Source organism: Maricaulis sp. MIT060901 (assembly GCF_047123815.1).
Taxonomy (GTDB): Bacteria; Pseudomonadota; Alphaproteobacteria; order Caulobacterales; family Maricaulaceae; genus Maricaulis.
On sequence record NZ_CP138920.1, the window covers coordinates 47,118 to 61,701 of the forward strand.

The following is a 14,584-nucleotide window of genomic DNA, read 5'->3' on the forward strand; positions in this document are numbered from 1 at the left end:
ATGCCAGCCAAGATCATCCTGCTCGAAGATGACGAAAGCCTGCGCAAGATCGTGGCGCGCAGCCTGTCCTCCACAGGTCATGAAGTGCGGGCGACCGGTTCGATCGAGACAGCGCGCGGCTGGTTACAGGATGGCGGTGTCGATCTCTTGCTGACCGATGTGCTGCTGGATGGTGTGAATGTGTTTGAACACCTGCCCATGCTCAAGCGCCTGGCGCCGAGCATGCCCGTTATCGCGATGAGCGCGCAGACCACGGCGAAAACCGCAATCGGTGCTTCCAAGGTGGGGGTGTTTGACTATCTCCCAAAACCTTTCGACCTGGAGGTGTTGCGCGACACGGTGGCCGGTGCGCTAAAGAAGTCGAGCAAGTCACTCCGGCCTCGGGAGCGCCAGACCGAAGCGGGGCTGGCCGGCCGCTCTTCAGAGATGCAGCCGAGCTTCAAGGCCATCGGCATGGCGGCGCGCAGCCGGGCCAATGTTCTCATTTCGGGGGAAGCCGGGACAGGTAAACGCACCGCAGCAGAAACGCTCTTTGATGCGCGCGGGATTGCCCGGGGCGAGGTGCGTGTTCTGACGCCTTCGCATGCTCCGAAGGAGATTTTCGAGGCCTGTCAGACCGCGTCCCACCATCTCTGGCTTCGGCTTGATGAGTGGGATGAACGCCAGCTGGGCGCAGGGCTTGATGGGCTCGATACCGGGCAGGCGCTGGTCGTGGCGACGTATACGCCTGGCCAGACTGAGCTAAGCGGACGCCTGCAGGCACGTCTCGGCGAAAGCCGTGTGGATCTGCCGCCTTTGAGACAGCGCCGAGACGATATTCCCGCATTGTGCCAGGCTTTTCTGGCTGAATTTGCTCGCCGCGACGGGCGCGAGCCCCTGGTCCTGCCAGCACCCATCATCGAACAACTGCAAGGCCATGACTGGCCGGGCAATTCAGCCCAGTTGCGGGCCGTTCTCTCGCGGCTCTCCGTGGCCTGCCAGTCCGGCAGCCTCTCCGTTGAGAGTGTCACGGAGGAACTCTCCCGCGCAGATCGTGACACGCCATCTCGTGCCGAAGGGGACCCGTTCGCTGCAGTCGCGCGCTTCATGAACACCAATGGCATCAGTCGGCAGGACGGTGTCGACCTGCTCGACAAGGCACTCATCCTGCAGGCACTGGAAGTCGAGAGTGGTAATCAGTCCCGCGCCGCTGCCCGGATAGGCGTCAATCGCAACACACTGGCGCGGCGGATGGCCGAGCTCGGCCTGCGCTAACCATGTGGCAGCACGAACACGAGTGTTGATTTCGAGCAACATCGGCGTAAAGATGCGTGTTTTAAAGCTCAGGGTTGCCCGTGTCAGATTCTGAATCTGTCAATATGATCAAGAATATTTCGCCACGTTCGGCGGCGCTGTTCGGTCTTGGTTTTGTTGTTGCGACAACAGTCCTCGTTGTCGTCGCCGTTGCCATTCTGGGTGATATCTATGCGATTGAGCCGGGCGATCCGCTTGCGCTGGCGATCCTTTCCGCCAATGCAGTCTTGATCCTGGGGCTGGCACTTGTGGTCTTTGTGCGAGTGCGTCGCCGCATGCGAGGCCGTCGTTTCGGTGAGCCCGCACCCCGTCTGCACCTACGTTTTGTCGGTCTGTTTTCAATCGCGGCGGCCGCGCCAGCCATCTTCGCCGCAATCTTTCTGGGCGCGGTCCTGACGCGTGGTGTGGAATACTGGTTTGGAGAGCGGGTAACAGCCTTTGTAAACACAGCGTCCCAGACGGCTGAAGAAGTCTATTACCAGGAAGCGCGCATTACCCAGTCGCGCTTGCAGGCACTGGCGACCGCTGTGGAGAGCGAAAGAGCAGCGCAGCAATTCGTCTCCAGTCGCATCCAGTTCAACACAGTTTTCGCCAACGCCGTTGCACAGTCGCGGCTGGCTGCGGCCTACATCATTGATGAGCGCGGCACGCGTCTGGCTGAAGTGGAGTTCAGGCCGGGCGAGGTTTACGTCCCTCCGACCCAGAATCTCTATGAACTCGCGGATGCGGGCGATTTGGGTGTATCGGGGCCGAATTTTGCAGCGGCGGCCAATCTTCCCAGCAGCGCTGAAGGCATGCGCATGTTGCACAAGTTGGAAGGGTATGAAGGCGCTTATCTTTATGTTGTTCGAGAACTGGACATGTCGCTTTGGCGGGACATTCTCGAAGCCTCGAGTTCCCTGCGCGCCGTGCGCGAGCGCGAAGCGGAATCGCGTGCGGTTTTCTTCATGCTCTACGCTGAAGTTGTGGCGCTGATCATTATCGGCTCGATCTGGCTGGCCTTGTCTGCAGCGACCCGCGTGGTGACGCCGATTTCGCGCCTGGTCTACGCCGCCGAATGTGTCAGGCGAGGCGATCTTGATACCCGGGTCCAGATGGGGCGTGAGGATGATGAAATTGCTGCTCTGGGCCGTGCCTTTAACCGAATGACCCGCCAGTTGCGCAGCCAGCGCCGCGAACTCATAGAATCCCATGCAGAGTCCGAACAGCGCCGCGCCTTTACCGAAGCCGTTCTTGCCGGCGTTAGCGCCGGGGTGATGGGCGTGGACAGCCAGGACCGGATTACCCTGGTCAATCGATCCGCCGTCGGCCTGCTGAGCCCGGGCACGGATGATCTGATCGGGATCAATGTTGAATCAGTATCGCCGGAACTTTTCGAGATCATTCAGGAGGCACGACGTCGCCCCGGCCTAATCGCAGAGGCCCAGATTGATATCGGAGCGGAGGATGACCAGGTGCGCAGCCTGTCCGTCCGGGCGGCGATGGACGAAGAGGCTGGCCTTATCGTCACCTTCGACGATGTGACCCGTCTGGTCGCGGCCCAGCGCAACGCTGCCTGGCGCGATGTCGCACGACGCATTGCACACGAGATCAAGAACCCGCTGACCCCGATCCAGCTGTCTGCGGAACGTATCAAGCGGAAATATCGCAAGGAGATCCAGACGGATGTCGAGATCTTCGACCGGTGTACCGACACGATCGTTCGACAAGTCAGCGATATCGGCCGAATGGTCGACGAATTCTCTTCATTCGCGCGAATGCCACAGCCCAATATCGAGCCTGTGGAGATGCGGGAAATGACGCAAGCCGCTGTGTTCGCTCAACGGGTCGCGTCACCCAATCTGGACGTCGTTTTCGAGGCGTCCGACGACAAGATTCTCGCGCTGTGTGATGCGCGGCTGTCCAGCCAGGCCCTTGCCAATATCCTCAAGAATGCCGCGGAGAGTGTCTCTTCTCGTATGGAGAGTGAACTTGGCGGCGCTAAAACTGGCATCATCAAGGCAGACCTTCGCGCCGAACACGGTTATGCGGTGATCGAAGTGCAAGACAATGGTCTGGGCTGGCCGGTTTCGAACCGGGAACGCCTGACCGAACCCTATATGACAACGCGCGAGAAAGGCACCGGTCTCGGCCTTGCCATCGTCAAGCGTGTCATGGAGGACCACAAGGGACGTCTTGAACTGGACGTGCCTGCGGAAGGTCATGGGGCTGTTGTCAGACTGGTTTTCCCGCTCGCGGGAGAGAGTGAAACCGTGCTTGAAAACGCACAGGAGGCTTGATTCATGGCACGTGACATCCTGATCGTGGATGACGAAGCAGATATCCGCGAACTCATTGGCGGATTGCTTGAAGATGATGGATATGCACCGCGCGAGGCAGCGGATGCCGATGGGGCGCTGGCCGCGATACAGGCCCGCAAGCCTTCGCTCATTATCCTTGATGTCTGGCTTCAGGGCAGCCGTCTGGACGGGCTTGAACTGCTCGAGGAATTCAAGCGGATTGACGAAAACCTGCCGGTGATTGTGATTTCCGGCCATGGCACGATCGAAACCGCCGTCGGCGCGATCCGAAAGGGTGCCTATGACTTCCTGGAGAAGCCTTTCAAGTCGGACAAATTGTTGCTGACGGTGACCCGGGCGCTCGAAAACAGTCGCCTGAGACAGGAAAATGCAGAGCTGAGGGCACGCACCGAAGTTCAGTCGACCCTGATCGGCAACTCGCCGGGTATCATCCAGGTCCGGCAATTGGTCGAACGGGTCAGCCCGACAAATAGTCGCGTAATGATCAAGGGCCCGTCCGGCGCCGGCAAGGAGTTGGTCGCCCGCCAGATCCATGACGGTTCGCCACGTGGCGGCGGCGATTTCATCGCAGTGAGCGCACCGGGTATCGCACCGGAATCCTTCGAGGAAGAACTATTCGGTCGTGAAAATGATGATGGATCGATCAAGCATGTTGGTCTCCTGGAACGGGCCCACGGGGGCACGCTCTATCTCGACGAGATTGGCGACATGCCGCGCGAAACCCAGACCAAGTTGCTGCGGCTGCTGGTAGAACAACGCTTCCGCCGCATCGGCGGCACGGCTGACGTCTCGGTGGATGTACGTGTCATTTCGAGCTCGTCGCGAGATCTTCACGCAAGCATTGATTCCGGTGAGTTCCGTGAAGATCTCTACCACCGCCTGGCTGTCGTCCCGATTGCCGTTCCGGCGCTCGCAGAACGTCGAGCGGACATTCCGTCCCTGGTCGAACATTTCCAGGAGAGCCTGACAGTGAATGCCGGCCTGCCACGTCGCGTTTTCGGCGAGGATGTGATGGCCGCACTGCAGGCACACAGCTGGCCCGGCAATGTTCGTCAGCTGAGGAATAATGTTGAACGGCTTCTGATCCTTGCCACCGGTCCCGTTGATGAGGCCATCACCCTGGCCGCGCTGCCATCCGAGGTCGTTGCGCGCGACACCCAGGAAGGTGGTTTTGATTCCGAGAAGATGATCGCCCTGTCATTGCGTGAAGCACGCGAGAGCTTCGAGCGTGAGTATCTGAAGACGCAGATCGACCGGTTTGGTGGTAATATCTCCAAGACGGCCGCATTTATCGGCATGGAACGTTCCGCGCTGCATCGCAAGCTGAAATCGCTCGGCGTGGGTGGTCCTCAGCGCGACTCGGCAACGACGAGCTAGGAACAGCGTCATGAGAGCCATTGTCTGCGGTGCGGGTCAAGTTGGTTTCGGTATCGCCAGAGCGCTTGCCCAGGAGGGCAATGCGGTCACAGTGGTCGACTGGTCGACCGAACTGATCGACAATATCGTGACGGATCTGGACGTGCGCGGTGTCGTGGGGCATGGCTCCCACCCCGACGTGCTGGAGCGCGCAGGGGCAGGGGAAGCCGACCTGATCGTCGCTGTAACCCACTCCGATGAAACCAACATGATCGCCTGCCAGGTGGCGCATTCGCTGTTCGAAACACCGATGCGTATTGCCCGTATCCGCGCACAGAATTATCTGGAACCAGCCTGGGCAGACCTGTTCACGACCGGCAACCTGCCCATTAACGAGATTATTTCGCCAGAACTGGAAGTCGGGCGCGCGATCCTGCAACGGATGGAAACGCCAGGCGCCTTCAACACCGGTGTCTTTGCTGGCGGTCGGGTGCAACTGCTTGGCTTGCGTCTGGACGAGAACTCACCCGCTGCTGGCTCGTCCACGGAACAGTTGATGGAACTCTTCCCGGACTTGCGGGTCACCGTTGTGGGTGTGCAGCGCGAGCAGACGCTGTTCATACCCAAGGCGTCCGATCCAATCCTGCCCGGCGATGATGTTTATGTTGTCACGGAGAGCGCCCAGGTGCGCCGTGCACTGGATATCTTCGGTCAGGAAACCGGCATCGTCCGCCGTGTCGTCATCATTGGAGCTGGCAATATCGGTCTTTATGTCGCTCGCGCCCTGGAGCGCGCCGGCGGTGTGAAAGTTCGTCTCATCGAGGCCGACAAGCGGCGTGCAGAGCATGCGGCAGAGGTCCTCAAGAAGACCGTCGTCCTGCATGGCGATGGCCTGAGCCCGGCCATGCTGGCCGAGGCGGGTGTCGCCAATTCGGAGCTGGCGGTGTGCGTGACCAATGACGACAAGGTCAACATGCTGGCCGCGGTCATGTCCAAGGGTGAGGGTGCCCAGCGGGCAATCAGCCTGATCAATGAGCGCTCCTTTGAGAGCATGCGCAAACCGTTGGGCATTGATGTTCTTATTGATCCGCGCGCAACAACTGTTTCGACTATTCTCCAGCATATCCGCCGCGGTCGTATTACCGGTCTTCAAACGCTTGGCGGCGGCCAGGCAGAGGCGCTTGAGGGCGTGGCCCTCGCGACCTCGCCACTGATCGGGCGTGAGATTGACGAGCTGGACCTTCCCAATGGCGTGGCGCTGGGCGCTGTTGTTCGGGGGGACAAGGTCATGCTGCCCGGCGATGGTGGACGGGTTCGTGAGAATGATCGCGTGCTGCTGTTCTGCAATACGGCGATCATTTCCGAAGTCGAACACCTCTTCCGCGTCAGCCTCGAGTTCTTCTAGGCATGGGGCCGAGCGCTCTCCTCCGTCCGCTCGGTGGATTGTGGTCGCTGCTGGCGATCGTAGCCGTGCTTACCGGTTTGCTGTCCGGAGCGTTGGGGGAATCTCACTTGGCGCCGCTGTTCCTGGCGAGTGCTGCTGTGTGCGGGATACCCGGCCTGCTGATGTTGACGGCAACGCGCGGAATGACGATGACGGCGACGGCCATGGATGCTGTCTTGCTAGCGCTCATCGCCTGGTCAATCACGCCAGCGTTTGCCGCCATCCCGTTGTATTTATCAGGGTATTTCACGTTCCCGGATGCAGTTTTTGAAGCCTATTCAGCGTTGACGACAACCGGAGCCAGGCTCGCGAACGCAGAGGACCTGCCACGGGTTTTTGTCCTTTGGCGAGCACTTCTGGCCTGGACCGGAGGTTACTCAACCCTGGTTCTGGCTGCTGCTGTATTTGCAGCCTTGGACAAGGACTTGCCAGCCATCCGGCGCTCCGCTCTGCTAACCATTCGCCCGGACAATGTGTTTTCCCACCTGGGTGTCGCAGCCCGACGCATCGCCTTGATTTATGCCTTGTTGACCGGGCTGATCATGGTCGGATTGATGTTCGCCGGGAATGATCTTTTCCAAGCTGGCGTTCTGGCCATGGGCGGGATTTCAACGTCCGGCGTAATGCCTGTTCTGGACGGTGACCAGTTTTCAAACCTTTCCCTGACGGGCTTCTGGGTCGTTCTGGCGTGCCTGTTCGGCAGTCTGAACGTGTCACTGTTCTGGGACGCGCTTCGCGACCGCACCAGCTTCCAGGATCCCGATCTTGCCGGCATTCTGGCTCTTGTTGTCGGTACGACTTTGATCTTCTTTGTCGCGCCGGGCGAGGGGCTAGTCGAGCATGTCGCCAACGCGGTCTTTCTGGTGTCAACGTCGGGGTATCAAATCGGGGATGATGTGCTTCCAGTCGGGCTGGTCGGTGTGTTCATTGTCCTGATTGGTGGTGCCGCCGCGTCCACGACCGGTGGCGTAAAAGTCACCCGGGTCTTGATGTTGTGGAAGCGTATGGGAGCGGAACTGGCTGTGCTCGCTGATCCATCCAGCGTCATGCCTGTATCCTTCCGGGGGCGGGTAACCAAGGACAGGTCGTTGATCGCAGTCTGGTCCTATGTACTGGCATTTGCTGCCGTACTGGGTACGGGCGCCTTCTTGATTACGCTCTTTGGAAGTAGTTTCGAGGTGAGTTTCATCGCGACCGCCTCAGCTCTTTCCAACGCCGGCCCCTTGCTGGACCAGATCACCGGGGAACCGCTGGCCTGGACCGAGATGAGTGAAAACGCCCGCAGCTTCCTTATTCCAGTCATGATTTTGGGGCGTCTGGAAGTCATCGCCGCCCTGACCGCTGTGTGGGCGGTTTTCATCCGGAGATAAGTCGCATGTCGCGTTATGCCTATGTCAATTCCGCTTTTGTGCCCCATCGCGCAGCCAGCGTGCATATCGAGGATCGCGGCTTCCAGTTCGGCGACGCTGTCTACGAGGTGTGGAGTGTGCGGGACGGGCATTTGCTGGATGAGCAGGGGCATTTCGAGCGGCTCTACCGCTCGCTGGACCAGCTCGACATCCGGTTCGAACGTTCCCAGTCTGCTATGCAGGTCACCATTCACGAGCTCCTGCGTCGAAATCGGATCCGTGAAGGACTGGTCTACCTGCAGATCTCGCGCGGTGTTGCCCCACGCGATCACGCCTTTCCAGCGACCAATACTCCGCCCACTATCGTGCTGACGGCCAAGCGTTTCAGCTTCTCGGCAGCTGGCAGGCGTGCCGAGCAGGGGGTGCGTGTCATTACCCATGAGGATGAACGCTGGGACCGATGTGACATCAAGTCCGTCAACCTGTTGGCCAATGTGCTTGCCAAACAGGCGGCGCGCGAAGAGGGGGCCTACGAGGCTTGGCTTGTGGATAAGGCCGGGCTGGTGACAGAAGGCAGTTCAACGACAGCCTGGATCGTCAATGCAGACGGCGAGCTGGTAACGCGGCCGTTGGATAATCATATTCTGCATGGGATTACCCGCAAAACAGTCGTCGCGGTCGCCAACGCAATGTCTATCCCACTGATAGAACGCGCCTTTACGCCAGCCGAAGCAAAATCTGCGCGCGAGGCCTTCATCACCTCCGCCAGCAGTTTCGTCATGCCGGTGGTTCAGATCGACAACAAGATGATCGGAAATGGCGCCCCGGGATCGCTTTCACTCTCGCTGCGAGATGAGTATTTGAGGGCACAGTAAGCAAAAGACACGTTTCTTTTTAAAATGAGACGGTTGCAGGAAGGGCCCAGCCCTGTATCCGGTTAATTACGAATCGCTGGAAAAGCGGCGCACGCGGAGCAAACATGTCTCAAGATAAAAAACAAAACCTGCAGGACGTTTTCCTGAACGCGGTGCGAAAGTCCAAGACACCGCTCACCATTTTCCTGGTAAACGGTGTCAAACTTCAGGGCGTTGTGACCTGGTTTGATAATTTCTGTGTCCTGCTTCGCCGGGACGGGCTCTCGCAACTTGTCTACAAGCACGCGATCTCGACCATCATGCCGGCACAGGCGGTCCAGCTATTTGATCAGGAGAAGGAAGGCCTTGAGGCCGAACCGACTTCACCTGAGACAGCGGATATCGCGGATTGATTGAACGCGAACAACCGGTAATTCGAGCCACAGTCATCCATCCGTACGAAAGAGATCGTGCCGATCGTGCAGATGCACGCCTGGAGGAAGCCTCCGGCCTGGCCGAAGCCCTGGATATGGAATTGGTGGATGGTTATCTCGTTTCGCTGCGGCGGATCGAGGCGGGCCTGTATTTTGGCAAGGGCAAGGTCGAGGAGATCAGCGACAAGCTGAAAGAGACCGAATCCGACGTCGCCGTTGTTGATGCCGCGCTCTCGCCTCTACAGCAGCGCAATCTCGAAAAGGTCTGGAAGGTCAAGGTAATCGACCGGACCGGTCTTATCCTCGAGATTTTTGCAAAGCGGGCGCGCACCAAGGAGGGCGTGCTTCAGGTCGAACTGGCGCGGCTGGCCTATGAACGATCACGGCTTGTGCGAACCTGGACCCACCTGGAACGCCAGCGTGGTGGTCGGGGCTTCCTGGCCGGTCCCGGTGAAACCCAGATCGAGACTGATCGCCGGCTTCTCGCAGACAAGATGGCCAAGCTTCGACGTCAGCTCGACGAGGTGCGCCGGACGCGTGGCCTTCACCGCAAGACACGCGACGATGTGCCGTTCCCGACCGTCGCGCTGGTCGGATACACAAATGCTGGCAAATCGACGCTGTTCAACCGGCTGACAGGGGCAGGGGTGTTTGCCAAGGACATGCCCTTTGCCACGCTGGATCCGACGGTGCGCAAGGTGAAGCTGCCCGGCGGGCTCGAGATCCTGTTGTCCGACACGGTGGGTTTCATCACCGATCTTCCGACCGAGCTGATCGCGGCTTTTCGAGCGACGCTCGAGGAGGTCAAGGAAGCTGATCTCATTATCCATGTGACCGACGCTTCGGATCCTGACATGCAGGGCCGTGTGGCGGATGTGAACGCGGTTCTCGACCAGATCGAGGCCGGCAAGGCACATGACCAGCTCGAGATCGAAGCCTGGAACAAGATCGACATGCTCGATGAAGAGCCGCTGGAGGATCTGGAGCTCGACTGCCTGCTGTCCAATCGCAAGGCGGAACGCATCGTCAAACTGGCTGTGTCAGCCCACACCGGTGAGCGCATTGATGTCCTGCTCGGTGCAATTGAGAGCACGCTGGCTGAACGCGGTGAGGTGATGGAGCTCGTCCTGCCACCTGTCGAGGGACGTGCGTTGGCCTGGCTTATGGCCAATGCCGATGTGATCAGCCAGGACACCGATATGGAGACCGGTGCAGTGACGGGACGCTACAAGCTCTCCGACGTCAATGCAGGACGCTTCCGCGCACAATATCCGCACTTGGCAGCACCATTGCCGAAAGAGGAATACTAGGCGGGCTGTTTTTCGATCCGCTTGGCTTCGTCCCACAAGGCTTCCATCTCTTCCAACGACGCCTCGCTGGTGGTGCGTTTCTGCGCCTCCAGGGTTATTTCGATATGCCTGAATCGGCGTTCGAACTTGGCGTTTGCTGAGCGGGCTGCGGACTCAACATCTACTTTGAGTTTTCGCCCTAAGTTTGTGCAAACAAATATTAAATCACCCACTTCTTCATCTATAGCCGACTGGTCGTTATGCATCATTGCATCGCTCACTTCGCCGATTTCCTCGTGCACTTTTTCAAGCACACGATCGGCATCCGGCCAGTCAAACCCGACGGTGGCGGCACGTTTCTGGAGCTTCTGTGCGCGCTTCAATGCGGGCAGGGCGACGGGGACATCATCCAGCAGGCTTTCGCCCTTGTCCTTCTGTTTGCGTTCCAGTGCTTTTTGTTCTTCCCAGGCCTGGTTCTGGGCATCCGTATCCCGCTCACTCGCATTGCCAAACACATGTGGATGGCGACGGATCATCTTGTCATTGATCGACTGGCACACATCATCAAAGTCAAACAGGCCAGCCTCCTTGGCCATCTGGGCGTGGAACACGACCTGCAGAAGGAGGTCGCCAAGCTCATCCTGCAGGTCCGGCATGTCCTTGCGCTCGATCGCGTCGGCAACCTCATAGGCTTCCTCGATCGTATAGGGCGCAATCGTGCTGAAATCCTGTTCAACATCCCACGGACATCCGGTGTGAGGATCACGCAGGCGGGCCATAATCGCCAATAGTTCGGACATTGGCTGGAGTGGAGTGTCGGACATGTGTTTGCTCGCTGAAAGGCTGGGCGCCAAGATGAGCAGATTCTGTGTGCGGAGCGATAGCAACACCTATCCCAAGTAAGCGCATAATGGATATTATGAGAAATACGATGTTGATTTGAGCTGGCTATACAACCGCAACCGCATCAGCACACTTCGTGATGCGCAGACCGTCATACGCAACATGAACGCCCTTGGGCAGACGCGATGACAGCGCTTGATAGTCCAGCGTGATGTGAAGGTTTGTCAGAACGGCCTGGACTGCGCCCACCGCTTCAACAGCATTCAGAGCTTCACTTACAGAGAAATGAGTCGGATGCGCTTCCTCACGCAGCGCGTCGACCGCCCAGCAATCCACGTCCTGCAGTAACGCTGCGCTGTTGGCCGGCAATGCATTGATGTCAGCAGAATACGCGAGGCCATCACACAGAAAGCCCAGCGAGTTGATTGGACCGTGTTCCTGGTTAAACGGTGTGATGATCAACTGACCACCTGGTCCGTCGATCGTGATCGCCTCTAGAGGTGTGAGCTCGCTGCGTGCATCCAGGATCGGCGGATAGATGGAGTTCTCGGGCGCCACGAAGGTGTAGCTGAAACGCGACAACATTATTTCCGCCGTACGCGCATCCATCCATACCGGAATGCGTTTGCGCTGCAACAGCGCGAAGGCACGCACATCATCAATGCCGTGCGTTTGGTCTGCGTGTTCATGCGTCAGCAGCACGCCGTCCAGGCGTCTGACACCAGCCGAGATCATCTGTTCGCGAAAATCGGGAGACGTGTCGATCACGATACGCGTGACGTCTTCGCCGGCATCGAGGTCCTCGACGCTCTTGGCGCGTTCCAGCAATGCCGAACAACGACGACGTCTGTTGCGTGGATTGGCCGGGTCGCAATCGCCCCAGTCACCATTTGCGCGCGGTACTCCTCCCGAAGAGCCTGTTCCGAGCAATGTCAGGCGCGTGACACCACTCATGGCCGGCTGACCGTGTCAAACAGTTGGAAAAAGGCGTCGGAGGTCTTCTGCGCGGCTTCGGTTTCGTCCCAGCCCTTGATCTCACCGAGTTTGGCGGCGACGGCAGGAAGAAAGCTCGGCTCACACCGCTTGCCACGATGCGGAACCGGCGCAAGATACGGGCAATCTGTTTCAACAATCACGCGATCATCCGGCACAATGTCCTTGAAAACCGCGCGAACATCATCGGCTTTCTTGAAAGTGATGATGCCGGACGCCGCGAAGTAAGCGCCGAGTTTTGCAGCACGTCTGGCGAGCTCAGGGCCACTGGTATAGCAGTGCATCAGCGGGCGAAACGCCCCCTTCCCCATCTCTTCCTCCAGGATGTCGCCCATCAAATCATCGGCTTCGCGGGTATGGATGATCAGCGGCAAGCCGGTGCGGCGAGCCGCCTCGACATGTGCCCTGAAGCTTTGGACCTGTTGCTCGATCGGACTGTACCCGTAATGCAGATCCAGGCCGGTTTCACCAATACCTGCAACACGAGGGTGCTGAGCGATTTCAACCAGTTCCTCTGCGGTGATGTCTGGTCGGTCCTTGGCATGATGCGGATGCGCTCCGATCGTGCACCAGATGTCATCATGCCTTTCGGCAATCACAGAAACTACTGGAAAGTCAGACAATTGGCAGCAGATCGTGAGCATTCGCTTAACGCCCGCTGCACGGGCGCGAGAGATGACCTCGTCGAGGTCGTCGGCGAATTGCTCACCGTGCAGATTGACGTGACTATCTACCAGCATGTCTTGGCTATCCGGATGATCAGGATGTGGTCGCGGCGGTGCGTGTCAGCGACAGTGCCTGAAGCACCGTCTGTTTCGGGTCGAGATAGAGCGCTTCCGCATCGCGGACAAGCTTGGCCATATCCGCCCAGGCCTTGATCCAGCCCTTGGGGTCCCTGCCATCGGTGGCGCACTGGAGCGCCTGGGCCTGATAGGCCCGGGCCAGCGCTTCATAAAAGACGGCGAGCTGATCTTCGCGGCCCTTGCCGGTGACACGGTCGGCAATACGGCGGGCATCCTGATCGCTCAGGGACTTTCCGCGCTTCACCAGGGCGTCGACGTCCTGGATAAGACTGGCGCCATCGCCGATCGCAAGCGCCAGTGCTCGCCCGGGAGACGCGCCCGCATAATCAACCAACTGATCCAAAGAGGCCTCAGAGGGCACTCCATTACGTTCGCTCAGCCACCGGCAGACGGCTGTAGGCTCAGGAGCGCGCAGCACAAGCTTGCGACAACGCGACCGAATGGTGGCGGGAAGGCGGCCTGGTGAATGTGAGATGAGAATGAGGATGCCGCGCTTGGGTGGCTCTTCAAGTGTCTTCAGCAAGGCATTGGCAGCATTGCGATTCATGTCATCCGCGCTGTCAACGATACACACACGCCAACCGCCCGCGCCAGCGCTTTTCTCGAAAAAGCTCGGAGCCTTGCGTGCCTCATCGACCGTGATCTCTGCACGCCAGCGCTTGCGTTTGTCATCCCAAGGACGACGCAGCATCAACAGGTCCGGATTGGCCCCGGCCTCAAGCAGCTGACTGGCCGGGTCGCGCGGACTGGAACCCAGTATGCCATATTCAGTGTCCGGCGCCGCGCCGAGAACCCTGCGCGCCATGCGCCAGGCAAGGGTGGCCTTGCCGATTCCCTTAGGCCCCGAAATCAGCCAGGCGTGGTGCAGGCGGCCGCTTTCCCAGGCTGTCTGGAATGCCCTTTCGGCGTCCAGATGCCCAAGGAGGTCATAACGTTCGCGAGGCGGCAGGCAGCCGGCTTCTTGATCCGAAGCGATATCCGGATCGGTCAGGCTCACGCGTTTGCACCCAGCTTGTCTGCCATGATCTCGAGAGCAGCCTCATATACTGCGTCGGGCGCCATGGAAGCGTCGAGAACAACACAACGATCCGGCTCGTCACTGGCGATGCGCAGGAAGGCGTCACGCAGACGAGTGTGGAAGTCGGTCTCGTGCATTTCGAACCGGGTCGGATCTTCTCCGCGCTCCACCGTACGGCGCAGGCCGACCAGCGGATCCAGGTCGAGAATAAACGTCAGGTCAGGATAGAAATCCTCGAGCGCGACAGTGTGCAACTGGCGAATACGCGCGATATCAACCCCGCCCGCAGCCCCCTGATAGGCCAGAGTACTGTCTGAAAATCGGTCCGAGATTACCCAGGCACCCCGCGCCAGTGCAGGCTGGATCAGGCGCTCGACATGATCGACCCGCGCTGCATACATCAAAAGGGCTTCGGTTACGGGCGACCAGCGATCCGTCTGGCCGGTGAGCAGGATATCACGCAAATCTTCTGCGCCTGGCGTTCCACCGGGCTCACGCGTGATGATCACTTCCAGGCCCTGGTTTTCCAGGTGGGTTTTAAGCTTGCGGATGAGGGTGGTCTTGCCAGCCCCCTCACCGCCCTCAAGCGAGATGAATTTGCCGGCCAC

13 protein-coding genes are annotated in these 14,584 nt (G+C 59.2%); 8 read left to right on the forward strand and 5 right to left on the reverse strand.

Annotated elements, in window-relative coordinates:
* The 8 genes from SIC17_RS00225 (at position 1) to hflX (ending at position 10,340) form a co-directional block, all read left to right on the forward strand.
* On the forward strand, positions 1-1,254 hold the full coding sequence (locus SIC17_RS00225) for a sigma-54-dependent transcriptional regulator (RefSeq protein ID WP_412546023.1): 1,254 nt from the start codon (positions 1-3) through the stop codon (positions 1,252-1,254).
* A gap of 104 nt (positions 1,255-1,358) precedes the next feature.
* Positions 1,359-3,572 carry an ATP-binding protein gene (locus tag SIC17_RS00230; protein WP_412546024.1) on the forward strand — a complete coding sequence of 738 codons (2,214 nt, stop codon included), beginning with the start codon at positions 1,359-1,361 and terminating at the stop codon, positions 3,570-3,572.
* 3 nt (positions 3,573-3,575) lie between these two features.
* Positions 3,576-4,970, forward strand: coding sequence for a sigma-54-dependent transcriptional regulator (locus SIC17_RS00235; protein WP_291895355.1), 1,395 nt, complete (start codon positions 3,576-3,578; stop codon positions 4,968-4,970).
* Between the two features lie 10 nt (positions 4,971-4,980).
* Positions 4,981-6,354, forward strand: coding sequence for a Trk system potassium transporter TrkA (gene trkA, locus SIC17_RS00240; RefSeq protein ID WP_412546025.1), 1,374 nt, complete (start codon positions 4,981-4,983; stop codon positions 6,352-6,354).
* 107 nt (positions 6,355-6,461) lie between these two features.
* A complete protein-coding gene (locus SIC17_RS00245) occupies positions 6,462-7,763 on the forward strand; it encodes a potassium transporter TrkG (protein ID WP_412546026.1) in 1,302 nt (433 codons plus the stop codon).
* A 5-nt stretch (positions 7,764-7,768) separates the two neighbouring features.
* Positions 7,769-8,617 (forward strand): D-amino-acid transaminase, encoded by an 849-nt coding sequence (locus tag SIC17_RS00250; protein WP_412546027.1) that lies wholly within the window; start codon positions 7,769-7,771, stop codon positions 8,615-8,617.
* Between the two features lie 104 nt (positions 8,618-8,721).
* The gene (gene hfq / locus SIC17_RS00255) at positions 8,722-9,009 is read left to right on the forward strand and encodes an RNA chaperone Hfq (protein WP_291895368.1); all 288 of its coding nucleotides are present in this window, start codon (positions 8,722-8,724) and stop codon (positions 9,007-9,009) included.
* Positions 9,006-10,340: a GTPase HflX gene (hflX, locus tag SIC17_RS00260; RefSeq protein ID WP_412546028.1), complete on the forward strand. Its 1,335-nt coding sequence runs from the start codon at positions 9,006-9,008 to the stop codon at positions 10,338-10,340. Before hfq ends, hflX begins: the two co-directional genes overlap by 4 nt.
* Here the strand turns inward: hflX and mazG are convergent.
* The 5 genes from mazG to tmk all read right to left on the reverse strand — a co-directional run bounded on the left by mazG (position 10,337) and on the right by tmk (position 14,584).
* A complete protein-coding gene (gene mazG / locus SIC17_RS00265) occupies positions 10,337-11,143 on the reverse strand; it encodes a nucleoside triphosphate pyrophosphohydrolase (protein ID WP_412546029.1) in 807 nt (268 codons plus the stop codon). The two genes, hflX and mazG, sit on opposite strands and share 4 nt — an antisense overlap.
* Before the next feature lie 124 nt (positions 11,144-11,267).
* A complete protein-coding gene (locus SIC17_RS00270) occupies positions 11,268-12,116 on the reverse strand; it encodes an MBL fold metallo-hydrolase (protein ID WP_412546030.1) in 849 nt (282 codons plus the stop codon).
* Complete coding sequence (locus SIC17_RS00275) at positions 12,113-12,895, reverse strand: TatD family hydrolase (protein WP_291895382.1); 783 nt, start codon at positions 12,893-12,895, stop codon at positions 12,113-12,115. Before SIC17_RS00275 ends, SIC17_RS00270 begins: the two co-directional genes overlap by 4 nt.
* Before the next feature lie 19 nt (positions 12,896-12,914).
* The gene (locus SIC17_RS00280; RefSeq protein ID WP_412546031.1) at positions 12,915-13,955 is read right to left on the reverse strand and encodes a DNA polymerase III subunit delta'; all 1,041 of its coding nucleotides are present in this window, start codon (positions 13,953-13,955) and stop codon (positions 12,915-12,917) included.
* Positions 13,952-14,584 carry a dTMP kinase gene (gene tmk, locus SIC17_RS00285; RefSeq protein WP_412546033.1) on the reverse strand — a complete coding sequence of 211 codons (633 nt, stop codon included), beginning with the start codon at positions 14,582-14,584 and terminating at the stop codon, positions 13,952-13,954. The genes SIC17_RS00280 and tmk overlap by 4 nt, the downstream gene beginning before the upstream one ends.

What these genes read in the sequence shown, in the direction of transcription:
- SIC17_RS00225 (WP_412546023.1), top strand. Translation starts at nt 1, where the DNA reads ATGCCAGCCAAGATCATCCTGCTCGAAGATGACGAAAGCCTGCGCAAG.
- SIC17_RS00230 (WP_412546024.1), top strand. Translation starts at nt 1,359, where the DNA reads ATGATCAAGAATATTTCGCCACGTTCGGCGGCGCTGTTCGGTCTTGGT.
- SIC17_RS00235 (WP_291895355.1), top strand. Translation starts at nt 3,576, where the DNA reads ATGGCACGTGACATCCTGATCGTGGATGACGAAGCAGATATCCGCGAA.
- trkA (WP_412546025.1), top strand. Translation starts at nt 4,981, where the DNA reads ATGAGAGCCATTGTCTGCGGTGCGGGTCAAGTTGGTTTCGGTATCGCC.
- SIC17_RS00250 (WP_412546027.1), top strand. Translation starts at nt 7,769, where the DNA reads ATGTCGCGTTATGCCTATGTCAATTCCGCTTTTGTGCCCCATCGCGCA.
- hfq (WP_291895368.1), top strand. Translation starts at nt 8,722, where the DNA reads ATGTCTCAAGATAAAAAACAAAACCTGCAGGACGTTTTCCTGAACGCG.
- mazG (WP_412546029.1), bottom strand. Translation starts at nt 11,143, where the DNA reads ATGTCCGACACTCCACTCCAGCCAATGTCCGAACTATTGGCGATTATG.
- SIC17_RS00270 (WP_412546030.1), bottom strand. Translation starts at nt 12,116, where the DNA reads ATGAGTGGTGTCACGCGCCTGACATTGCTCGGAACAGGCTCTTCGGGA.
- SIC17_RS00275 (WP_291895382.1), bottom strand. Translation starts at nt 12,895, where the DNA reads ATGCTGGTAGATAGTCACGTCAATCTGCACGGTGAGCAATTCGCCGAC.